This is a genomic window from Pseudomonas sp. UBA5706 (genome assembly GCF_002419965.1).
Taxonomy (GTDB): Bacteria; Pseudomonadota; Gammaproteobacteria; order Pseudomonadales; family Pseudomonadaceae; genus Aquipseudomonas.
Genome location: NZ_DIHC01000053.1, coordinates 43,576 through 63,007 on the forward strand (window position 1 = coordinate 43,576; position 19,432 = coordinate 63,007).

Consider the following 19,432-nt stretch of genomic DNA (forward strand, 5'->3'; position numbering starts at 1 on the left):
TCAGGCGTCTGTTACTACCTGCTGGTTTGTTTGGAACACTCGACCGAGCGGTTTTCGAGCTGATCGTGTGTGCCTGAGGTTTTCGACGTCAGGCGGAAAAGGATCTTCCCCAAGCGGGTGTCTGTACATTGATCGATCTCGAGGGGAGACCCTGATGAATTACAACTGGGACTGGAGCGTGTTCTTCAAGTCCACTGGCGTTGGCAGCGAGACCTATCTGGACTGGTACATTTCCGGTCTGGGCTGGACCATCGGCATCTCCATCGTCGCCTGGATCATCGCATTAACCCTAGGCTCGGTGCTCGGCGTCATGCGCACGGTGCCCAACCGCATCGTGTCTACGATCGCCACGGTCTATGTGGAAATCTTCCGCAACGTGCCACTGCTGGTGCAGCTGTTCATCTGGTACTTTCTGGTGCCGGACTTGCTGCCCGACAACCTTCAGCAGTGGTACAAGCAGGACCTCAACCCGACGACCTCGGCCTTCCTGAGCGTGGTCGTGTGCCTGGGCCTGTTCACCGCGGCGCGGGTTTGCGAACAAGTGCGTACCGGTATCGAGGCGTTGCCTCGCGGCCAGGAATCTGCCGCGCGCGCCATGGGCTTCAAGCTGCCGCAGATCTACTGGAACGTGCTACTGCCGCAGGCTTACCGGATCATCATCCCGCCGCTCACGTCCGAATTCCTCAACGTGTTCAAGAACTCGTCGGTGGCGTCGTTGATCGGCCTGATGGAGTTGCTGGCGCAGACCAAACAGACCGCCGAGTTTTCCGCGAACCTGTTTGAAGCTTTCACCCTGGCGACGCTGATCTACTTCACGCTGAACATGAGCCTGATGCTGCTCATGCGTCTGATCGAGAAGAAAGTCGCAGTGCCGGGCCTGATTTCCGTGGGAGGTAAATAATGGACTTCTCTGGCGTCATTCCGGCCATTCCGGGCCTGTGGAACGGCATGCTCATGACCTTGCAACTGATGGTCATGGGCGTGGTAGGCGGCATTATCCTCGGTACGCTTCTGGCGCTGATGCGGCTGTCGTCGAGCAAGTGGATGTCACGCCTCGCCGGCGCCTACGTCAACTACTTCCGCTCGATTCCGCTGCTGCTGGTCATCACCTGGTTCTACCTGGCAGTGCCGTTCGTACTGCGCTGGATCACAGGGCAAGACACTCCGATCGGAGCGTTCACGTCGTGCGTCGTGGCATTCATGATGTTCGAAGCGGCGTACTTCTGCGAAATCGTGCGTGCCGGAGTGCAATCGATCTCCCGCGGCCAGATGGGTGCTGCGCAAGCGCTGGGCATGACCTACGGGCAGATGATGCGCCTGATTATCCTGCCGCAGGCATTCCGCAAGATGACCCCGCTGCTGCTGCAGCAGAGCATCATCCTGTTCCAGGACACCTCGCTGGTCTACACGGTCGGTCTGGTCGACTTCCTTAATTCGGCCCGCTCCAGTGGCGACATCATTGGCCGCTCCAATGAATTCCTGATCGTCGCCGGTCTGGTGTACTTCACGATCAGCTTCGCCGCTTCGCGTCTGGTCAAGCTCATGCAAAAAAGGTTAGCCGTATGATTTCCATCAAAAATATCAACAAGTGGTATGGGGACTTCCAGGTGCTGACCGATTGCAGCACCGAGGTCAAGAAAGGCGAAGTGATCGTGGTGTGCGGGCCGTCCGGTTCCGGCAAGTCGACCTTGATCAAATGCGTTAACGCCCTGGAGCCATTCCAGAAAGGCGACATCGTGGTCGATGGCACCTCGATCGCCGATCCAAAAACCAACCTGCCCAAATTGCGCTCCCGGGTGGGCATGGTGTTCCAGCATTTCGAGCTGTTTCCGCACCTGACCATCACCGAGAACCTGACCATCGCGCAAATCAAGGTACTGGGTCGCAGCAAGGAAGAGGCCACCCAAAAAGGTCTGCAACTGCTAGAGCGCGTAGGGCTTTCGGCCCATGCGCACAAGCACCCCGGTCAGCTTTCCGGCGGGCAGCAGCAGCGTGTGGCGATTGCCCGCGCGCTGGCGATGGACCCGGTGGTGATGCTGTTCGACGAACCGACCTCGGCCCTGGACCCTGAGATGGTCAACGAAGTGCTTGATGTGATGGTGCAACTGGCCCACGAAGGCATGACCATGATGTGCGTGACCCACGAGATGGGCTTTGCTCGCAAAGTGGCTGATCGGGTGATCTTCATGGACAAGGGCCAGATCATCGAAGACTGCGTCAAGGAAGAGTTTTTCGGCGACGTCAGCGCACGTTCCGAGCGTGCCCAGCACTTCCTCAACAAAATCCTGCAGCACTAATTGATTTAGCCTCACGAGGGCGAAAAACCCACCGGCCGTTCGTGTTCGCGATCAATGACACGAGCGGCTGGCCGGTCCAGGATGACTGTGATGAAATGCGATCCACCTCTTAGCGCGCCGCCATCACTTGCCGTGAAACCCCGCCTGATCCGCCATCTGTTTCTGCCGCCGCTGGTCATCCTGCTGATGATCGCGCTGGGCTATGTCACTTATCTTTACAGTGAAAACCACGGCATCAAGGCCCTCAGCGAAAATGGCGAGCGACAGCTGGAGCTGCATGCCCGTACCGTCGAAAGCGAAATCAACAAGTACAACTACTTGCCCAGCGTACTGGAGCTCGAATCCAACGTCTCCGAGTTGCTCAATGACCCATCGCCTGAACTGCGCGGCAAGGTCAACGACTACCTCGAAGGCCTTAATCGCCGTAGCCGCAGTCGCGCGATCTACGTGCTCGACACCACAGGTCGCGTGCTGGCGACCAGCAACTGGCGCGACGCCGACAGTTATCTGGGTGAAGACCTGTCCTTCCGCGCCTATTACCAGGACGCGATCCGCGGCCTGCCGGGCCGTTTCTACGGCATCGGCAGCACCACCGGCGAGCCAGGCTATTACCTGGCCCATGGGCTTGAAGAAAAAGGCAAGATCATCGGCGTCGCCGTGATCAAGGTCCGCCTGGAAGCCCTCGAAGAACGCTGGCAACGAGCGCGCCTGGAAGCCTTCGTCAGTGACGAAAACGGCATCATCATTTTGTCCAGCGATCCGGCACGACGCTTGAAATCTGTGCGCCCGCTGACGCCGCAAATCAAGGAACGCCTGGCCCGCAGCCTGCAATATTACTGGTGGCCGCTGAACGAACTAGTGCCCCTGGAGCGCGAGTCGATTGGCGAGGGTGTGGAAAAACTGACCTTTCCGGCCAACAGCAGCGTCGACCATGAACACACCGTGGTCAGTTACCTGGCGCAGAGCCGCAACCTGGCCGACACGCCGTGGCACCTGACCCTGCTAACGCCGCTGGAAGATTTGCGCCGCGAAGCCGCCAATCAGGGCATGCTGGTGGCGGTGGCCTGTGCGCTGGCAATGTTCCTGTTGATCGCCTGGAACGAGCGACGCAAGGTGATTTCTACACGTCTGGCGGCGCGCGAAGCGCTGGAGACAGCCAACAACGAACTGGAACGGCGGATTGCCGAACGCACGACCGACCTGCGCGCCAGCAATGAACGCCTGAAGGGACAGATTCGCGATCGACGCCAGGCCGAAGAAACACTGCGTCAGGCCCAGGACGAACTGGTTCAGGCCGGCAAGCTTGCAGCCATCGGGCAGATGTCGACCAGCATCGCCCACGAGCTCAACCAGCCGCTGGCGGCGCTGCGCACGCTCTCCGGCAATACCGTGCGCTTCATAGAGCGGGGCGCGCTGGACACGGCGAGTGCCAACCTGCGGACCATCAACGATCTGGTGGACCGCATGGGCCGTATCACCGCCAGCCTGCGTGCATTTGCCCGGCGCGGTGAAGACAAAGGCCAGGCATCGCTGACCAAGGCCGTTGAAGCGGCGCTGCAGCTGCTGGCCGCGCGTGTTGAGAGCAGCGCGCTGGATCTGCATCAGGCGTTCGATGATGTCGAGTTGGCGATCGATCAAACGCGACTGGAGCAGATTCTGGTCAACCTGATCGGCAATGCGCTAGACGCGATGCAAGCACAACCGCTGCCGGTGCTCTGGCTGCAAGGTGAGGTGTTCGAGGGCCGTTACCGGCTGCGAGTGCGCGACAACGGCCACGGCATCAACGCCGAAGCACGCAAGCATCTGTTCGAGCCGTTCTTCACTACCAAGCCCGGTGAACAAGGGCTCGGCCTTGGCCTGACGTTGTCCGCGAGCCTGGCCGCAGCGGCCGGTGGCAGCCTCAATGCAGAAGACCCGGCCGAAGGCGGCACGATATTCGTGCTGGTTTTGCCCTTGGCGGTCGCATGAACGACTTCAAGCTGCCAGTTCAGTTGCCTTTGTTCCCGCCTCTGGCCGAAAGCCATGGGAGTCCAGCTTGCTGACGCTCTGCCGGGAACCGGCAGTAAAACCGCACCATCTCGCCGGCCCGGGCACATCCCATGCGCATATTCGCGGGCGCTTGGCATCAGATCCTCGGCAAGCTGAACGCCCACGCTCTCAGGGCAGAAGCGATACCGCCATGCAAAACGTATTACTGAAACAACGTTCGATGAGGAGTTTCGAATGAACACTGAGCTGACCGTCCTCATCGTCGAAGATGACCCTCATGTTTTGCTGGGCTGCCAGCAAGCGCTGGCGCTGGAGGACATTCACAGTCAAGGCGTGGGCAGTGCCGAGGAGGCACTGGCGAAGGTGGGCGACAACTTTGCCGGGATCGTTATCAGCGATATCCGTCTGCCGGGCATCGACGGGCTGGAATTGCTCAAGCGCTTGAAAGAGCGCGACCGCACCCTGCCGGTGGTGCTGATCACCGGCCACGGTGATGTGTCCATGGCGGTCGGGGCCATGCGCGATGGCGCTTACGACTTCATGGAAAAGCCCTTCTCTCCCGAGCGCCTGGTGGAGGTCGCCCGTCGAGCGCTGGAGCAACGCGGGCTGGCGCGGGAAGTCTGGTCGCTGCGTCGACAACTGGCCGAGCGTGATTCACTGGAAGGCAAGATCATCGGTCGCTCGGCGGCCATGCAGAACCTGCGCGCCCTGATCGCCAATGTCGCCGACACCTCCGCCAACGTGCTGATCGAAGGCGAAACTGGCACCGGCAAGGAGCTGGTTGCCCGCTGCCTGCACGACTTCAGCCGCCGCCATGCCAATCAATTCGTCGCGTTGAACTGCGGCGGGCTGCCGGAAAACCTGTTCGAAAGCGAGATCTTCGGTCACGAAGCCAATGCCTTCACAGGGGCCGGCAAGCGCCGCATCGGCAAAATCGAGCACGCTCACAACGGCACGCTGTTCCTCGATGAAGTGGAAAGCATGCCGATCAGCCTGCAGATCAAACTGCTGCGGGTGTTGCAGGAACGCACTCTGGAGCGACTGGGTTCCAACCAGAGTGTGGCGGTGGACTGCCGGGTGATCGCGGCCACCAAGTCCGACCTCAGCCAACTGAGCAAGGCGAACCAGTTCCGCAGCGACCTGTATTACCGCCTCAATGTCGTGACGCTGGAGCTGCCACCGTTGCGCGAACGTCGCGAAGACATCCTGCAACTGTTCGAGCACTTCCTGCAGCTGTCGTCGCTGCGTTTCGATCGCGAACCGCCGCAACTGGACTCGCACACCCTGTCATCGCTGATGAGCCACGACTGGCCGGGCAACGTTCGCGAACTGCGCAACGTCGCCGAGCGTTACGCGCTGGGCCTGCCTGCGTTCAAGAAATCCGGCACCACCGTCAGCGCTCAGAGCCTGGGGTTTTCGGAGGCGGTGGAAGCATTCGAGAAAAACCTGCTCAGCGAAGCCCTGCAACGCAGTGGCGGCAACCTGAGCCAGGCCAGCCAGGAGCTGGGCATGGCCAAGACCACACTGTTCGACAAGGTCAAGAAGTACGGGCTGGGCTGACCTGCTTCTGCGCCCAACCGGACTGGGTGTACTTCGCCCCGAAACGCCACTGTGGCACATGAGCCTGCCGAACGCTGGAGCCAAGGCGACATCGCCCGCAACGCCCGGACCAATGCGGCGTTGATCGCACTGTTCGAGGCATTGTTTCCAGGACCCTGACCGTTGTGCTGTTGACTGCGTTGTCGATCCCGCTCGACGTCATCGCCGCACTGCACGAAACCAATGGCGTTCAGGTCGCCGCCGCGCAATTGATCGGCATCTCCGAGCGCAGCTTGTGGTACCGGCTGAAGAAGCTGGAAATTCATGTGGACAAGATTGTGCGCTGAGCAAGACCAATGCTTACGTTGCCAAAGGCGTCGAATCCCACACGCCGTCGCGTTTGATTCCGGGCAGGCCGTGGCACCTGGCGCGCCAGGCTACCCACCTTGACAGGCAATAGTCGCTCAGGCACCTCTCCCGGTCTTTAGCAACTCATCCACTTCATCGGTCTTCGGCGCCGTTGCAGGCCCCCACCGGGTGACGGCGATGGCTGCCGCCGCGTTGGCCCGCAATGCGGCCTGTTGCGCCGAAAGCCCCGCCGCCAACCCGGCCAGCAGCACACCCGCATGGGCGTCGCCCGCGCCATTGGTATCGATTGCCACGACCGGAAAACCCCGAACATGCTGCGTGTCGCTGCCCTGCCTGATCCAGCAGCCCTGCGGCCCGTCCCGCACGACGATCAAGGTGTCACTGCGCATCCATTGCGCCAGACGGTCCAGCGCATCGGTAACGGCCTCACAACCGGTGAAGCGCAACGCCTCTTCGCAGTTGCTGGTCCACAGTGTGATCAGCGGCAGCACCGCCTGCATCTCGGCCCCGTCCGGTGAATTCACCAGTGGCCCCGGATCGAACACCACGCCCACCCCGTTGGGCAGATCGCCCAGCCACGCCAGCAGCGTCGACACCTTATGCACGTGCAGCAGGCTGTAGCCACTGACGAACACATAGTCCCCAGGCTGCACGGTGACACACTGCAAGTCCGCGCGAGACAACCCGCCCTCGGCGCCGACGTAGGAGATGAACGAACGTTCAGCGGACGGTTCGATCAGCGCTACGGACACGCCCGTGTCTTGATCATCCGAGGCGGGCATGGCGGTCTCGATGCCTTCGTTCGCCATCGCCTGGCGGGCCAGGTCGCCAAAGCGACCCTTGCCGTGACGGCCCAGATAAACCGTCTGCATACCATTGCGACAGGCAGCGGCCATCACATTGAAACCACCGCCGGTCTCGAACTTCGCCGAGCGGGCAAGCACATCACCGCCCGAACGCGGCAAGGCATCAAGGCCCATGACCAGGTCAACCACGACCTGGCCGGTGTACAGCAATCTAGCGGGCATGAGCGGCCTCTTCAGTGACGACACGGCGGTCGCGGGAGCCTCCGAGAATGGCATACAGGCCGCCTGCGACCACGAAGGTCACGATCCAGCCCAAGCCGTTATGGCCGAACCAGGAGTCGGAAAGAAAGCCTTTAAACACCACGTTTTCCGGCGTGGTCGCGACCGTAGTGAAACTGAATCCCAGCACGATGGCCAAGGCCCAGGCGCCCAGCGCGCGCCATTCCACGCCGCTGCTGTACCAGTAGGCACTGCGTGGCGAAACGTCCATCAGGTCCCTGGCGGAGTAAACGTGGCGATGAATCAGGTCGACGACGAAGATGCCCACCCACGCGGTAATCGGCACGGCCAGCATCGAAATGAACGTGATGAACGGACCGTAGAAACTGTCGGCGATCAACATGAAGTAAATCGAACCGGCGAAGATCGCCACGATGTCGACGATCACCGCGTGCACGCGTTTGATTTTCAGGCCCAGAGTCAGGGTCGTCAGGCCCGCCGAGTACACCGACAGGTTGTTCGACAGTAAAAGGCCGCCGAAGGCGGTGATCAGATACGGTACGGCCATCCAGGTCGGCAGCAGTTCGCGAATGGCAATGATCGGGTCGGTAGCCGAAGCCAGATGATCGTTGCCCACCGACAGCAGACCGCCGAGGGTGATCAGCAGCACCAGCGGGATACCCGCACCGAATGCTGCCGAAGTCACGAGCGCTGCAGCCCTGACGCTGCGGTGCTGATAGCGCGACATGTCGGCGCCTGCGTTGGCCCAACCAATCCCGGTGCCTGCCGCCATGGTACCCACGCCGATGATCATCGCGCTCACCGGCGCTGGCGCGGCATTGAACACGGCACTCCAATCGATGTGGGCAATCAGGAAACCGCCAACCACGATGTTCAGTGCGCCGAAGATATAGGTCGCCCATTTCTGGATGACCAGCAGGGTCGCGTGGCCCAAGCCCGAAACACTCAGCGTCATCAGCACGAAAATGGCGATGAACACCAGCGTCAGCCCCGGCGCGCTTTTGGCTTCGACCGGGGTGCCGAACAGGATCGAGCATAATGACAGCAACACGAACGCAGCGGTCGTGGTGTTGACCGTTTCCCAGCCCAGGCGCGACATCAGCGAGACGACGGTCGGACCGATGTTTCCGCGTACGCCGAAAATGGCGCGAGAGAGTGTCAGACTCGGCGCGCGACCACGGCGCCCGGCAATGGAAATCACGCCTACCACAGCAAAGGAACCCGCTGCTCCGAGAATCGCCACGATAATGGCCTGCCCGATGGACAGCCCGCGGAAGGCCACCAGCGTGGCGCCAAGGGGAAGCCCCAGAATGCTGATATTGGCCGCGAACCAGACCCAGAACAGTTGCAGCGGATGGCCGTTGCACTCGTTTTCCGGAACCGGCTCGATGCCGCGTGTTTCAAGTTGCCCTGCGCCTTGAGTGGCGTTGGATGACGTCATGTAAATGCTCCTGTTGCCGTTTGTTCTGGTTGTGGGCAGTACGCAAAGCAAGTGACGTCCGTGTCGGATGGGGTTCTTTCGATTTACCGAGCGAACGAACCCCCGATCGCCACTTTGTATCAAGGCGATGAGTGGATCTCTTTATTCGATTTGGCACAGCACTGCCAGCGTCAATCAGACCGCGCGCAAAGACAGCAATTGCTCGACCAGCGAGCAAAGCCGCAGGCCATTGACGGTCTTGATCTGTTCGATCAATGCGACCGGCCAGGCTGACATGCCTTGAGAGGCACCCAGCATCGCGCCGAGAATGGCCGCGATGGTGTCCGTATCGCCGCCAAGACTGGCCGCCATGCACAGCGCGTCGAAAGCCGGCAATTGGCCGCAAGCGACCTGATGCGCCAGCGCGAATGCGGCAATGACCGACTCCTGGGACGCCACCGACGTACCGATAACGTCATAGATCAAGTCGGGTAACTGTTCATTGCTGACCCCGGCGCAAAGCTTCTTCGCCCAGAGGATCCGCGCCGAAATTCTCGCGCCTGCTATCCAGTGGCCATGGCGCTCGGCATGCACAGCGATACGGGCGCCGATGTCCAGTGCCTCGCCAAGGCTGATGCCGTTGATCCCTGCCGAGACCACCGCGGCAACGGCTGCCGCGCTGGAAATGCCCAGTGTGGTGTTGTGTGTGACCTGGCAGGCCTGCATGACGGCCTCGATGAACGACTGCTGGTTAGACACGTCGGCCGCGATCCCCACCGGGGCAATGCGCATGGCCGCGCCATTGGTGGTGCCATAGCGCCCCGCTTCTTCAGGACTGTGGCCTGCCAGAATCATTTCAATCGCGCGCTTTGTCGACGGGCCAAGCAAATCCTGCGAACCCTTGGCCTGCATGACCGCTTCCCAGTCGATCAGGCTCTGCGCCAACTCCGAAGGCTGGATCAGCCCCGCTCCAGCGACCAGCAATTCAGCGACCAGCACGGCCTGCTCGGTGTCATCGGTGATCGATCCGGCGGGCATGCCCGGCGCAATCGGCTGGTCAGCATCGGCGGCGGTCAGTGTCGTGATTCGCCCAAATTGCTGCTTGATGCGTTCGCGACTGAGCGATTGCGTGGGCATACCCAACGCATCGCCCAAGGCCAGGCCATAGAAAGCGGCCAAGGCGCGGTCGCGGATGTCGATCGGTGCAGTCATGTAGTCGATCCAAATGCCAGATGCAGTCGAAAATGCACGGGGTCGAGAAGGCTTTCCACGTGCTCCATAAAACGTTCGCGGCGATCGAAGGTGGTGCGGATCGCCTTGAGAAACACCGTACCGGGTTCGCGCAGTGTCAACGCCGCATCGTCGGTGTTCAGCGGCTCGGCGCCAATCCATTGATCACCGCGATCCCCGACAAAACCGTGCGCAGCCAGGGTGACGGTCAGCGAATCGTCGATCAGCCCATCGCGCGGCAGGTTTTCCAGGCCATCGATGGCCGGAATCAGCACCCGCTCCAGCGACACCACGTTGCCATCAGCCGCCGTACGACGACGATCCAGCGCGATGAAATCCGCCGTACCGAAACGCCCTCCCAGGTCGGGACGCTGCACTGCGACCAGCCGCAAAATCTCGGTGCTGACTCTGGCACCCGTGTCGGCCAACGCTTGGGCCCAGCCTGCGTGCTGGTCCAGGGAAATACCGTCATAGGTGACGATCGAACCGACGCCGGTCTGGGTTGCGATGTAGTTACGGCGCTTGAGTTCAGACAGCGCTTCACGCAGCGTGCCGCGACTGACATTGAATTCCTGAGCCAGCAGGTTCTCGCCCGGCAGCAATTCCCCCGAGCCCATCTGTCCGGTTTCTATCCGCCGGACGAGTTCGTCAATGACACGTTTCTTTTTATCGAATCGAACCTGTTTAATCATGTACAAATTGATATCCGAAAAGAGTTGGAGAGAGCAAGTAATTTTTAACTTGCAACCGAAAATTTGTTACATCTGTTACGCCACGTTGCAAGCAAGCTGCTGCCGCCGCCCGCGTTAAAACTGTAGCAGCCACGCCCGCAGGCGCAGCGCCGTATGCGCCAGGACGGATCACTCGTCGGGATTAACCACACTCGACTGTTCGCCGATGATCTGACGAATGGCGCTGACGAAGACATCCACCGGTTGCCCGCCAGACACGGCATATTGGTCGTTGAACACCATCGTCGGCACCGAACTGACGCCCCGGGAGACCCAAAGCTGCTCCAGTTCGCGCACCGCTTGAGCGTACTCACCGGATGCCAGAACTGCTTCAGCGCGTGTGCGGTCCAGCCCGACCTTTTGTGCGATATCGGCCAGTACAGAGTGGCTCGACACATCGGCGAGCTGGCTGAAATACGCCGTGAACAGCGCTTCTTTCAATGCGTGCTGCTTGCCGTCAGACCCCGCCCCGGCCAGTCCGGCGCCCTCCACTTGCGCCCAATGCAACAATCGGTGGGCGTCAAAAGTGTTGTAGATGCGCCGTTCGCCAGGGGTGAACACGAACCCCAATTCAGCGCCGCGCTGGCGGATGTTTTCGGCGTTAGCCTGAAATTGTTCGCGGGTCGAGCCGTATTTCTCAGCGATATGCTCGAAGATGTCCTGACCTTCCGGGCCCATTTGCGGATTGAGCTCGAACGGCTGAAAGTGAATGTGCGCCTGGACTTCATCGCCCAGGTGCTGCAGCGCCTGATCCAGCGCACGCAAGCCGACGATGCACCAAGGACAGGAAACGTCGGAAATAAAGTCGATTTTCAGTGCAGTACTCATGACAGCCTCGTGCAGAAGAGGGAAAAGTGCACGATACGCCGAAGCCGAGACGAAGGGGATACGCGATAGGCGCATGAGGCGGCGTGTCGTCTGGGCAGCGCCAAGCGGTAACTATCGAGCCTCAAGCCCGGCGCGAGTTGAACGACGTTGGACTTAAGGCTTGACGCTTGCTGCTCGAAGCGGCTTCGCAAGGGTTGGCCGCGCTGGAGGCGCCCTCGCGATGTTCGCCAAGCGACGGCAATAGCGCCGCTGGCAAGAGCGCCTTCATAGGCGTGCTAAAAACGCTGAACCCATCCTGCAGTCAGCTTCCTCAGGGTTACGCGTTACGCCAGTTCGCTACGCAACTGCCGAGCGGCCGCTACCATGTTGATCAACGCCGCTTCGGTTTCCGGCCAGGCGCGGGTCTTCAGGCCACAGTCCGGGTTGACCCACAGGCGGTCGGCGGAAATACGCTGCACCGCCTTGCTCATCAACTTGACCATCTCGGCCTTGTCCGGCACGCGCGGTGAGTGGATGTCGTAGACGCCCGGGCCGATGTCGTTCGGATAATCGAACGCCTTGAAGGCTTCCAGCAACTCCATGTCCGAACGCGAGGTCTCAATAGTAATCACGTCAGCGTCCATTGCCGCAATCGACTCGATCACGTCATTGAACTCGCTGTAGCACATGTGCGTGTGAATCTGCGTTTCGTCCCGCACGCCCGAGGCACACAAACGAAAGGCCTCCACCGCCCAGTCCAGATACTCGTTCCACTGCGCGCGACGCAGCGGCAAGCCCTCACGGAAGGCCGCTTCGTCGATCTGCACGATCTTGATTCCCGCGTTTTCCAGATCCACCACTTCGTCGCGAATCGCCAGCGCCAGTTGCCGGGCCTGCACCTTGCGCGAAACATCTTCGCGCGGGAACGACCACATCAGCATGGTCACAGGGCCCGTCAGCATGCCCTTCATGACCTTGTCGGTCAGGCTTTGGGCGTACTCGATCCAGCTGACGGTCATGGCCTGCGCACGGCTCAGGTCGCCAACGATCACCGCCGGTTTCACGCAACGCGATCCGTAACTCTGCACCCAGCCGAAACGGCTGAACACGTAGCCGTCCAGTTGCTCGGCGAAGTATTCGACCATGTCGTTACGCTCGGCCTCGCCATGTACCAGCACATCCAACCCAAGACGCTCCTGAATCTGCACCGCATGGCGAATTTCGGCGCGCATCGCATCGTTGTAGTCGTTGGCCGACAACTTGCCCTGTTTCCACGACTGCCGCGCCAGACGAATCGATGCTGTTTGTGGGAACGAGCCGATGGTAGTCGTCGGAAAGGCAGGCAGATTCAAACGTGCGCGCTGCAGTTCAATACGCTGACCAAAGCCGGACTGGCGTTGACTGTCCGCCGCCGTGATGGCCGCCAGACGCGCCTGTACAGCCGGTTTGTGAATGCGCGGCGACTGTTGGCGGCTCAGCTGCACGGCACGGCTTTCGGCCAGCGCGGCCTGTACATCAGGCGCGCCAGCATCATTAAGCGCTGCAACCAGAAGCGATATTTCCGTGCATTTCTGCTTGGCGAAGGCCAGCCAGCTTTTCAGTTCGGCATCGAGCGTATTTTCCCGCTCCAGATCGACCGGGCTGTGCAACAGCGAGCAGGAGGCGGCAACCCACAGGTTATCGGCGAATCGCAGCTGAGCCTCGGTCAACTGCTTAAGCACGGCCTCGAGATCGCAGCGCCAGACGTTACGCCCATTGACCACGCCCAGGGACAGCACTTTGTAGGTGGGCAGGCGATCCAGCAGCGCCGGCAGTTGCTCAGGCGCGCGCACCAGGTCGACATGCAAGCCGTCGACCGGCAGGGAAGCCGCCAGACCGAGATTGTCTTCCAGACCACCAAAGTAGGTCGCGATAAGCTTTTTCAGCGGTGAGTACTGCAGGCTGTGATAAGCGCGCTCGAAAGCGCTTTTCCACGCCTGGGGCAGATCCAGGCAAAGAATCGGCTCGTCGATCTGCACCCATTCCACGCCCTGCCCGGCCAGGCGACCGAGAATTTCACCGTAGATCGGCAGCAGACGTTCGAGCAATTCCAACTTGTCGAAGCTGTCGCCCTTGGCCTTGCCCAGCCACAGGTACGTCAGCGGCCCGATGATTACAGGCTTGACGTTGTGCCCCAGCGCCCGGGCTTCCTCAACTTCGTCGAACAGCTGTTCCCAGCTCAGTTTGAACGTCTGATCCTGAACGAATTCCGGGACCAGATAGTGGTAGTTGGTATCGAACCACTTGGTCAGCTCCTGAGCATATTGCGCCTTACCGTGGCCTGCGCTGCAGCACGTGTTGCTGGCACCGCGCGCCATGGCGAATAGCGTGTTCAGGGTGGGCAGGCCTGTGGTGTCGCACACGTCGGCGAACCGCTCGGGAATAACACCAAATGCCAGCGAATGGCTCAGCACTTGGTCGTACCAGGCGAAATCACCGACAGGCAGCAAGTCAATGCCGGTGTCTTTTTGCAGCTGCCAGTGAGCGGCCCGCAGGTTGCGCCCTACGGCTTGTAGGGCAGGCTGATCGATATCGCCCTTCCAATAGGCTTCGAGAGCTTTCTTCAGTTCACGATCAGCGCCGATGCGCGGAAAGCCTAAGGTGTGGGCCAGGGCCATGACGACTACTCCATTCAAATAGGCCGCCATTGTCGACATCCCAACAGACATGAGACAAACTCATTGTTTTCGCGTTGATCACAAAATTCATTCATGGAGCGCTGAGGTGCTGGAAATACGTCACCTGAAAACCCTGCACGCATTGCGCGAGGCTGACAGCCTTGTTGATGCCGCTGACCGGCTGCATCTGACCCAGTCCGCCTTGTCTCACCAGTTCAAAGAGCTGGAAGAACGCATGGGCATGCCGTTGTTCGTACGCAAGACCAAGCCGGTGCGCTTCACCAGTGCCGGTCTGCGCCTACTTCAACTGGCCGACTCGGTGTTGCCACAGTTGCGCAGTGCCGAGCGTGATATCTCGCGCCTGGCAGGCGGCGTGGCCGGACGCTTGCACATGGCGATCGAATGCCACAGCTGTTTTCAGTGGTTGATGCCCACCATCGACCAGTTCCGTGATGCCTGGCCTGAAGTGGAGCTGGATCTGGCGTCGGGGTTTGCCTTCGCTCCCCTTCCCGCCCTGGCGCGGGGTGACCTGGACCTGGTCGTGACGTCCGACCCGGTGGATCTGCCAGGGATTACCTATGTGCCGCTGTTCACCTACGAAGCGATGCTGGCCGTCGCGAATCAACATCCACTGGCAGGCAAATCGTTTGTCGTGCCTGAAGATCTGGCCAGCGAGACGCTGATCACCTACCCGGTGGAGCGTGACCGTCTGGATATCTTCACGCGGTTTCTGGAACCCGCCGACATCGAACCGGCGCAGGTGCGCACCTCTGAGTTGACAGTGATGATGATGCAACTTGTCGCCAGCGGTCGTGGTGTATGTGGGATGCCGCACTGGGCGCTGCACGAATACAGCTCACGGGGCTACGTGAAAGCCAAGCGGCTGGGTGACAAGGGTCTGTTCGCCACGCTGTATGCGGGCATCCGCGCCGACATGCTGGATGCGCCGTACATGCGCGACTTCCTGCTGACGGCCAAGGACACATCGTTTTCGACGCTCGACGGGGTGAGCGCGGTTCGTTGAGGGCCTTTGCCGAAGGCAAGAGGCGTGACGTGTCGACGATCAGCCGGAACCGGCAGCAAACCCGGCGTGCCGCGTTTATCTGACGTCACCGGGGTGTGCGGTTTTACCATCGCTGCGCGGCAGGTTGTTTTAACCGCCTCAGGCCAAAGTCAAAGGCTCACACCGTCAGCGAGCGATACAACGGCAAGATCGAATCCCGCGTCAACGGCGCCAAGTGCAGATGGTCAACGGCCCCGGCATCGACCCAGACGAGCTCCTCGATCTCTGCCGCTGGCACCACGTCCTGGGCAACGTCCAGCCGGTACAACTGGCAATTGACCTCGAATCCCGGTTCGTTGGCAGCCAAAGCGCAAAACTCTCCGAGAAACTGCGCCTGCTCCGGCTCGATCAGCAACCCCAACTCTTCGTGCAGTTCGCGAGCCAGTGCCTGGGGGGCGGACTCACCTGCGTCGATCTTGCCGCCTGGCTGCATGAATGCCTGAGTGCCACGCTTGCGCACCAGCAAGGTTCTGCCGTCGGCCCCTATCAGCAGAGCGGCGGCGATACGGATCACCTTCACAGCACCACCTCGGTCTTCAGCCCGCGCATTTCCTCGGCACGCTCCAATGCCAGCACGATCAGCCGGTCGATCAATTGCGGGTAGCTCAAGCCGCTGGCTTGCCAGAGTTTCGGGTACATGCTGATGGAGGTGAAGCCCGGCAGGGTGTTGACTTCGTTAATGATGATTTCCCTCGCCTCGGTGACAAAGAAATCCACCCGCGACAAACCGGCGCATCCCAATACGCGATAGGCCCGCAGCGCAACTTCGCGGACTTCGTCGGCCAGGTCAGGGGGCAACTCGGCCGGAATCGCGATGCGCGCCTGGCCATCGTTCAAATACTTGGTGTCATAGGCGTAAAACTCGTCATTGGCGACCACCTCGCCACAGACGCTGACCTGCGGCTCGTGATTGCCCAATACCGCGCATTCCACTTCACGCCCAACGATGCCCTGCTCCAGCAAGACCTTGTTGTCGTAATCGAACGCCAGCTTCAAGGCCGCAGCATAGCTGGCTTCGTCGGTCACTTTGCTTACCCCGACCGAGGAGCCCTGGCTGGCTGGTTTGACGAACAACGGCAGGCCCAGTTGCGCGGACACGCTGACGAAATCCACCGATTCACCCCGGTGCAGCACGGCGAACGGCGCCACGGCGATGCCGGCATCGCGCAGCAGGCGTTTGGTGACGTCCTTGTCCATGCACACCGCCGAGCCCAGCACGTCGGGGCCGACGCAGGGGATGTCGAGCAAACGCAGCAGGCCCTGCAACGAACCGTCTTCGCCGGAACTGCCGTGTATCAGTGGAAAGACAACGTCAATGCGCGGGGCTTCCAGGCCGGTGTCGACTTCGACGAACTGCGGGCCCTTGGTACCGGGTATCAGCGACAGCAGTCGGCCCGATTCGCTGAGCTTAATGTGCGCGGGATCGTCGGCATTCTGCAGGTAATCGCGCTCGTCGAAACGCAGCCAATGGCCCTGTTTGTCGATGCCGATGAGGGTGAGGTAGCAGTGATTGCGATCAATCGCGTTGACCACATTGCGCGCCGATTGCAACGACACTTCATGTTCGGAGGATTGCCCACCGAAAACGATGGCGACTGACTTTTTCAAAGTGGGGAGCTCCTGGATTTCAGGTCGCAGAGCTAAAAGCAATTTGCGTCGTTAGTCCAGTCCCCAGGGCAACGGGTTGACGGAATGCAGCAGGAAATGAGGGGCGCGCACGCTTGGGTCTGGATAGGGGAAATATCCGCTCATAGGCGGTCGGGCCGATACCGGCTCGTCCTGACGTACCCGCAAAAAAACTGTAGCAGCACGGCTTGCCAGCAGCGAGGCGTTTGAATTCTGCCGCCGGCAAGCCGGACTGCTACAGAGGACAGTGATGCGCAACCACTCCGGTCAGCTGTACAACCGGTGGCAGGTGAAGCCTTCTTCAGTCCTTCTTCGCGCCAGACCCAAAGCTGGCGAAACGCTTATTGAACCCCGCGATACGACCCTCGGTGGTGGTCTTGCGCTGCTGCCCCGTGTACATCGGATGCGACGCACTGGAGACATCCAACGCGACATAGGGGTAAGTATTGCCATCGCTATGCTTGTGAGTGCGATCGGTATCGACCGTCGACCCAATCAGAAAAAACACATCGGCAGCAGTGTCATGAAACAGCACCTGACGGTACTCGGGATGGATATTGGCTTTCATCGCGCTCTCCAGATGTAAGTAATCATGTAATACGTTATACAGTAACAAATGGTAAAAGTTCAAACGCCGCTTTTTTGTAACAGTTACAACTTTCGCCTTTGCTCGCGACGCAAGGGTCGCTAACGTTCGCGCCGCCGACAAACGCACCGCCCGACGCCCATCGGGAATGGAGTAACGAACTCACCAGGAGGTTGTGCAATGCAGATGATAGATCGCTACGAAATGACCCTTCCCGGCCACATGCGGCTGGTAGATGCCCGAAGCGCGCTGAATTACCTGGAGCGCTTCATCCAGAGCATTGACGGCCCGGTCGACAGCCAATTGCTGGAAGAGAAGCTGGAGCCGCTGGTAGAGGCCCTTCACGACGCCGCCGATGACGCACGTCCGGTGAGCGGCGACGAAGCCTTTCAGCTCAAGGCCTGTGAATGGGGTTACATCGCCCTGTCGCCCAAGGAGCGGGAAATGTTGCACCTCATCCGCTGCTGCAACGAAGAGGGTCAAGCGGACATCCTGCGGATGATCACCGAAACCCAGCAACGCAAGTCTCAACCTGACCTGAGGTAGGAGTGGCGAACGCCGCGGTGGGTGATGCCCATCGATCGGACAAGGAGGCCCTCGCAGTCATCAGGCGCGCCATTGCAGCGCGCCTTGCTTTGCCTCATGCGGCTTCGTGAAAATCCATTTCAGGCGGTTGGCGACGGAAACCACCTGTGAGCCAGGCCAGGTAGATGCAACCTATGGCCAGCCAGCTCAGGCCCAGGATGATCGCCATCTTGTCCAGGCTGATCATCAACCACAAGCAGGCCATTGCACCGATCAGCGGGAAGATCAGGAACAACAATGCTTCGCGCACTCCACGATTTTTGGCACCTATCCAATAGTGGAAAATCACCGAGACGTTCACCAGCGTGAATGCCAGGAAGGCGCCGAAGTTGATGAAGGAGGTCGAGGTCGTGACGTCCAGCTTCAGTGCCATCAGGGCCACGACGCCACACAACACAATGCTGTTGACCGGTGTGCCAAAGCGCTCGCTGACCCGGCCAAAGAATGACGTGGACAGTACCCCGTCACGGCCCATGGCATACAACAATCGCGACCCGCTCGCCTGTGCCGCCAAGCCCGACGCAAATTGCCCCACGACCATGCCTATCATGAAGAAGCTGACGAACAGATCACCCCCTATGTTCTTGGCGATTTCATAGGCAGCGGAATCCGCGTTATCGAAAACCGTCGTCGGGTGCGCCAACTGCACGAAGTAGGACACGACGATGAAGATCAAGCCGCCGATCAGGGTAATCAGCATGATCGCCCGAGGAATGGTGCGTACCGGATCCCGGGTCTCTTCGGTCAGGGTACTGACCGCATCGAACCCCAGGAATGAATAGCAGGCAATCGCTGAACCGCCCATGATCAGCGGCAGTTTCATGTCGCCCGAAATAAACGGCTTCAACGTCCACAGCGGCGTGCTCGCGTCCCCGCCGATGTAATGAATGCACAGCACCACGAACGCGACGAGCACCAGCATCTGGATGAGCATCAACAGCGCACTGACCTTGTTCGCCAACTTCAGGCCAATAATGTTGATGACACTGGTAATGAGGATGAAGGCAAGCACCCAGACCGGCTGCGGCACCGAGGGAAAGGCTGAACCGAGGTAGGCCGCCCCGATCAACCAGATGGCCATGGGCAGGAACAGGTAGTCGAGTAGAACGGCCCAGCCGGCAAGGAAACCCAGTTTCGGGCTGATGGCCTTACGTACATAGCTGTAGGCCGATCCGGCAACGGGGAAGGCCGCTGCCATATGTCCATAGCTTAACGCGGTAAAGAACATTGGGACCAATGCCGCAAGATACGCCGCAGGCACCATGCCTTGAGTGGATGTGGCGAGAATGCCAAACGTTGCGAGGACGACCGTCGGGGTCATATAGGCGATGCCGAACAGCACCACCGCCCCCAGTGAAAGCGTGCGTTGAAGACGAGCCATGAGCTATTACTCCGGATTATTGGTTTTATGGCAGAGAAAACTTCGGCAGAAAAAACATTGTTGTTATGGGTACAGGCTGACCGCTCCAGCGCCAGGCAACGGGCGG

At 60.2% G+C, this 19,432-nt stretch carries 18 protein-coding genes; 8 read left to right on the forward strand and 10 right to left on the reverse strand.

Going from position 1 to position 19,432, the window contains the following annotated elements:
- Positions 1-154: 154 nt before the first annotated feature.
- The 6 genes from B3I26_RS25285 (at position 155) to B3I26_RS25310 (ending at position 6,172) form a co-directional block, all read left to right on the forward strand.
- Positions 155-901: an amino acid ABC transporter permease gene (locus B3I26_RS25285; protein ID WP_133749804.1), complete on the forward strand. Its 747-nt coding sequence runs from the start codon at positions 155-157 to the stop codon at positions 899-901.
- Positions 898-1,566, forward strand: coding sequence for an amino acid ABC transporter permease (locus B3I26_RS25290; protein WP_296261885.1), 669 nt, complete (start codon positions 898-900; stop codon positions 1,564-1,566). The genes B3I26_RS25285 and B3I26_RS25290 overlap by 4 nt, the downstream gene beginning before the upstream one ends.
- A complete protein-coding gene (locus B3I26_RS25295; RefSeq protein WP_296261827.1) occupies positions 1,563-2,297 on the forward strand; it encodes an amino acid ABC transporter ATP-binding protein in 735 nt (244 codons plus the stop codon). The genes B3I26_RS25290 and B3I26_RS25295 overlap by 4 nt, the downstream gene beginning before the upstream one ends.
- Positions 2,298-2,387: 90 nt before the next feature.
- Positions 2,388-4,265, forward strand: coding sequence for a sensor histidine kinase (locus B3I26_RS25300; RefSeq protein ID WP_296261828.1), 1,878 nt, complete (start codon positions 2,388-2,390; stop codon positions 4,263-4,265).
- A 255-nt stretch (positions 4,266-4,520) separates the two neighbouring features.
- Positions 4,521-5,846 carry a sigma-54-dependent transcriptional regulator gene (locus B3I26_RS25305; RefSeq protein ID WP_296261830.1) on the forward strand — a complete coding sequence of 442 codons (1,326 nt, stop codon included), beginning with the start codon at positions 4,521-4,523 and terminating at the stop codon, positions 5,844-5,846.
- 164 nt (positions 5,847-6,010) lie between these two features.
- Positions 6,011-6,172 (forward strand): helix-turn-helix domain-containing protein, encoded by a 162-nt coding sequence (locus B3I26_RS25310; RefSeq protein WP_414707669.1) that lies wholly within the window; start codon positions 6,011-6,013, stop codon positions 6,170-6,172.
- A gap of 117 nt (positions 6,173-6,289) precedes the next feature.
- Here the strand turns inward: B3I26_RS25310 and B3I26_RS25315 are convergent, their stop codons facing one another.
- The 6 genes from B3I26_RS25315 to metE form a co-directional block, all read right to left on the reverse strand.
- Positions 6,290-7,222 carry a PfkB family carbohydrate kinase gene (locus B3I26_RS25315; protein WP_296261831.1) on the reverse strand — a complete coding sequence of 311 codons (933 nt, stop codon included), beginning with the start codon at positions 7,220-7,222 and terminating at the stop codon, positions 6,290-6,292.
- The gene (locus B3I26_RS25320) at positions 7,212-8,681 is read right to left on the reverse strand and encodes a purine-cytosine permease family protein (protein WP_296261832.1); all 1,470 of its coding nucleotides are present in this window, start codon (positions 8,679-8,681) and stop codon (positions 7,212-7,214) included. The genes B3I26_RS25315 and B3I26_RS25320 overlap by 11 nt, the downstream gene beginning before the upstream one ends.
- A 174-nt stretch (positions 8,682-8,855) precedes the next feature.
- Positions 8,856-9,872, reverse strand: coding sequence for an ADP-ribosylglycohydrolase family protein (locus B3I26_RS25325; RefSeq protein ID WP_296261834.1), 1,017 nt, complete (start codon positions 9,870-9,872; stop codon positions 8,856-8,858).
- A complete protein-coding gene (locus B3I26_RS25330) occupies positions 9,869-10,582 on the reverse strand; it encodes a GntR family transcriptional regulator (RefSeq protein WP_296261835.1) in 714 nt (237 codons plus the stop codon). The genes B3I26_RS25325 and B3I26_RS25330 overlap by 4 nt, the downstream gene beginning before the upstream one ends.
- Before the next feature lie 168 nt (positions 10,583-10,750).
- Entirely contained in the window at positions 10,751-11,449 is a 699-nt protein-coding gene (locus tag B3I26_RS25335; RefSeq protein WP_296261836.1) for a DsbA family oxidoreductase, read from the reverse strand.
- Positions 11,450-11,772: 323 nt separating this feature from the next.
- Positions 11,773-14,085 carry a 5-methyltetrahydropteroyltriglutamate--homocysteine S-methyltransferase gene (gene metE, locus B3I26_RS25340; RefSeq protein WP_296261840.1) on the reverse strand — a complete coding sequence of 771 codons (2,313 nt, stop codon included), beginning with the start codon at positions 14,083-14,085 and terminating at the stop codon, positions 11,773-11,775.
- A gap of 106 nt (positions 14,086-14,191) precedes the next feature.
- Here metE and metR point away from each other — a divergent pair, with 106 nt between their 5' ends.
- Positions 14,192-15,109, forward strand: a complete 918-nt coding sequence (metR, locus tag B3I26_RS25345; RefSeq protein ID WP_296261843.1) for a transcriptional regulator MetR — start codon at positions 14,192-14,194, stop codon at positions 15,107-15,109.
- 157 nt (positions 15,110-15,266) lie between these two features.
- Here the strand turns inward: metR and B3I26_RS25350 are convergent, their stop codons facing one another.
- The 3 genes from B3I26_RS25350 to B3I26_RS25360 all read right to left on the reverse strand — a co-directional run bounded on the left by B3I26_RS25350 (position 15,267) and on the right by B3I26_RS25360 (position 17,342).
- The gene (locus B3I26_RS25350) at positions 15,267-15,668 is read right to left on the reverse strand and encodes an NUDIX hydrolase (RefSeq protein ID WP_296261845.1); all 402 of its coding nucleotides are present in this window, start codon (positions 15,666-15,668) and stop codon (positions 15,267-15,269) included.
- Entirely contained in the window at positions 15,665-16,756 is a 1,092-nt protein-coding gene (ddlA, locus tag B3I26_RS25355; protein WP_296261846.1) for a D-alanine--D-alanine ligase, read from the reverse strand. The genes B3I26_RS25350 and ddlA overlap by 4 nt, the downstream gene beginning before the upstream one ends.
- A gap of 319 nt (positions 16,757-17,075) precedes the next feature.
- Positions 17,076-17,342: a type B 50S ribosomal protein L31 gene (locus tag B3I26_RS25360; RefSeq protein ID WP_296261847.1), complete on the reverse strand. Its 267-nt coding sequence runs from the start codon at positions 17,340-17,342 to the stop codon at positions 17,076-17,078.
- Positions 17,343-17,540: 198 nt separating this feature from the next.
- Between B3I26_RS25360 and B3I26_RS25365 the strand changes: the two genes are divergently transcribed.
- Complete coding sequence (locus B3I26_RS25365; protein WP_296261849.1) at positions 17,541-17,906, forward strand: hypothetical protein; 366 nt, start codon at positions 17,541-17,543, stop codon at positions 17,904-17,906.
- Between the two features lie 94 nt (positions 17,907-18,000).
- Here B3I26_RS25365 and B3I26_RS25370 read toward each other — a convergent pair whose 3' ends face one another.
- Entirely contained in the window at positions 18,001-19,326 is a 1,326-nt protein-coding gene (locus B3I26_RS25370; RefSeq protein ID WP_296261851.1) for an APC family permease, read from the reverse strand.
- Positions 19,327-19,432 lie beyond the last annotated feature (106 nt).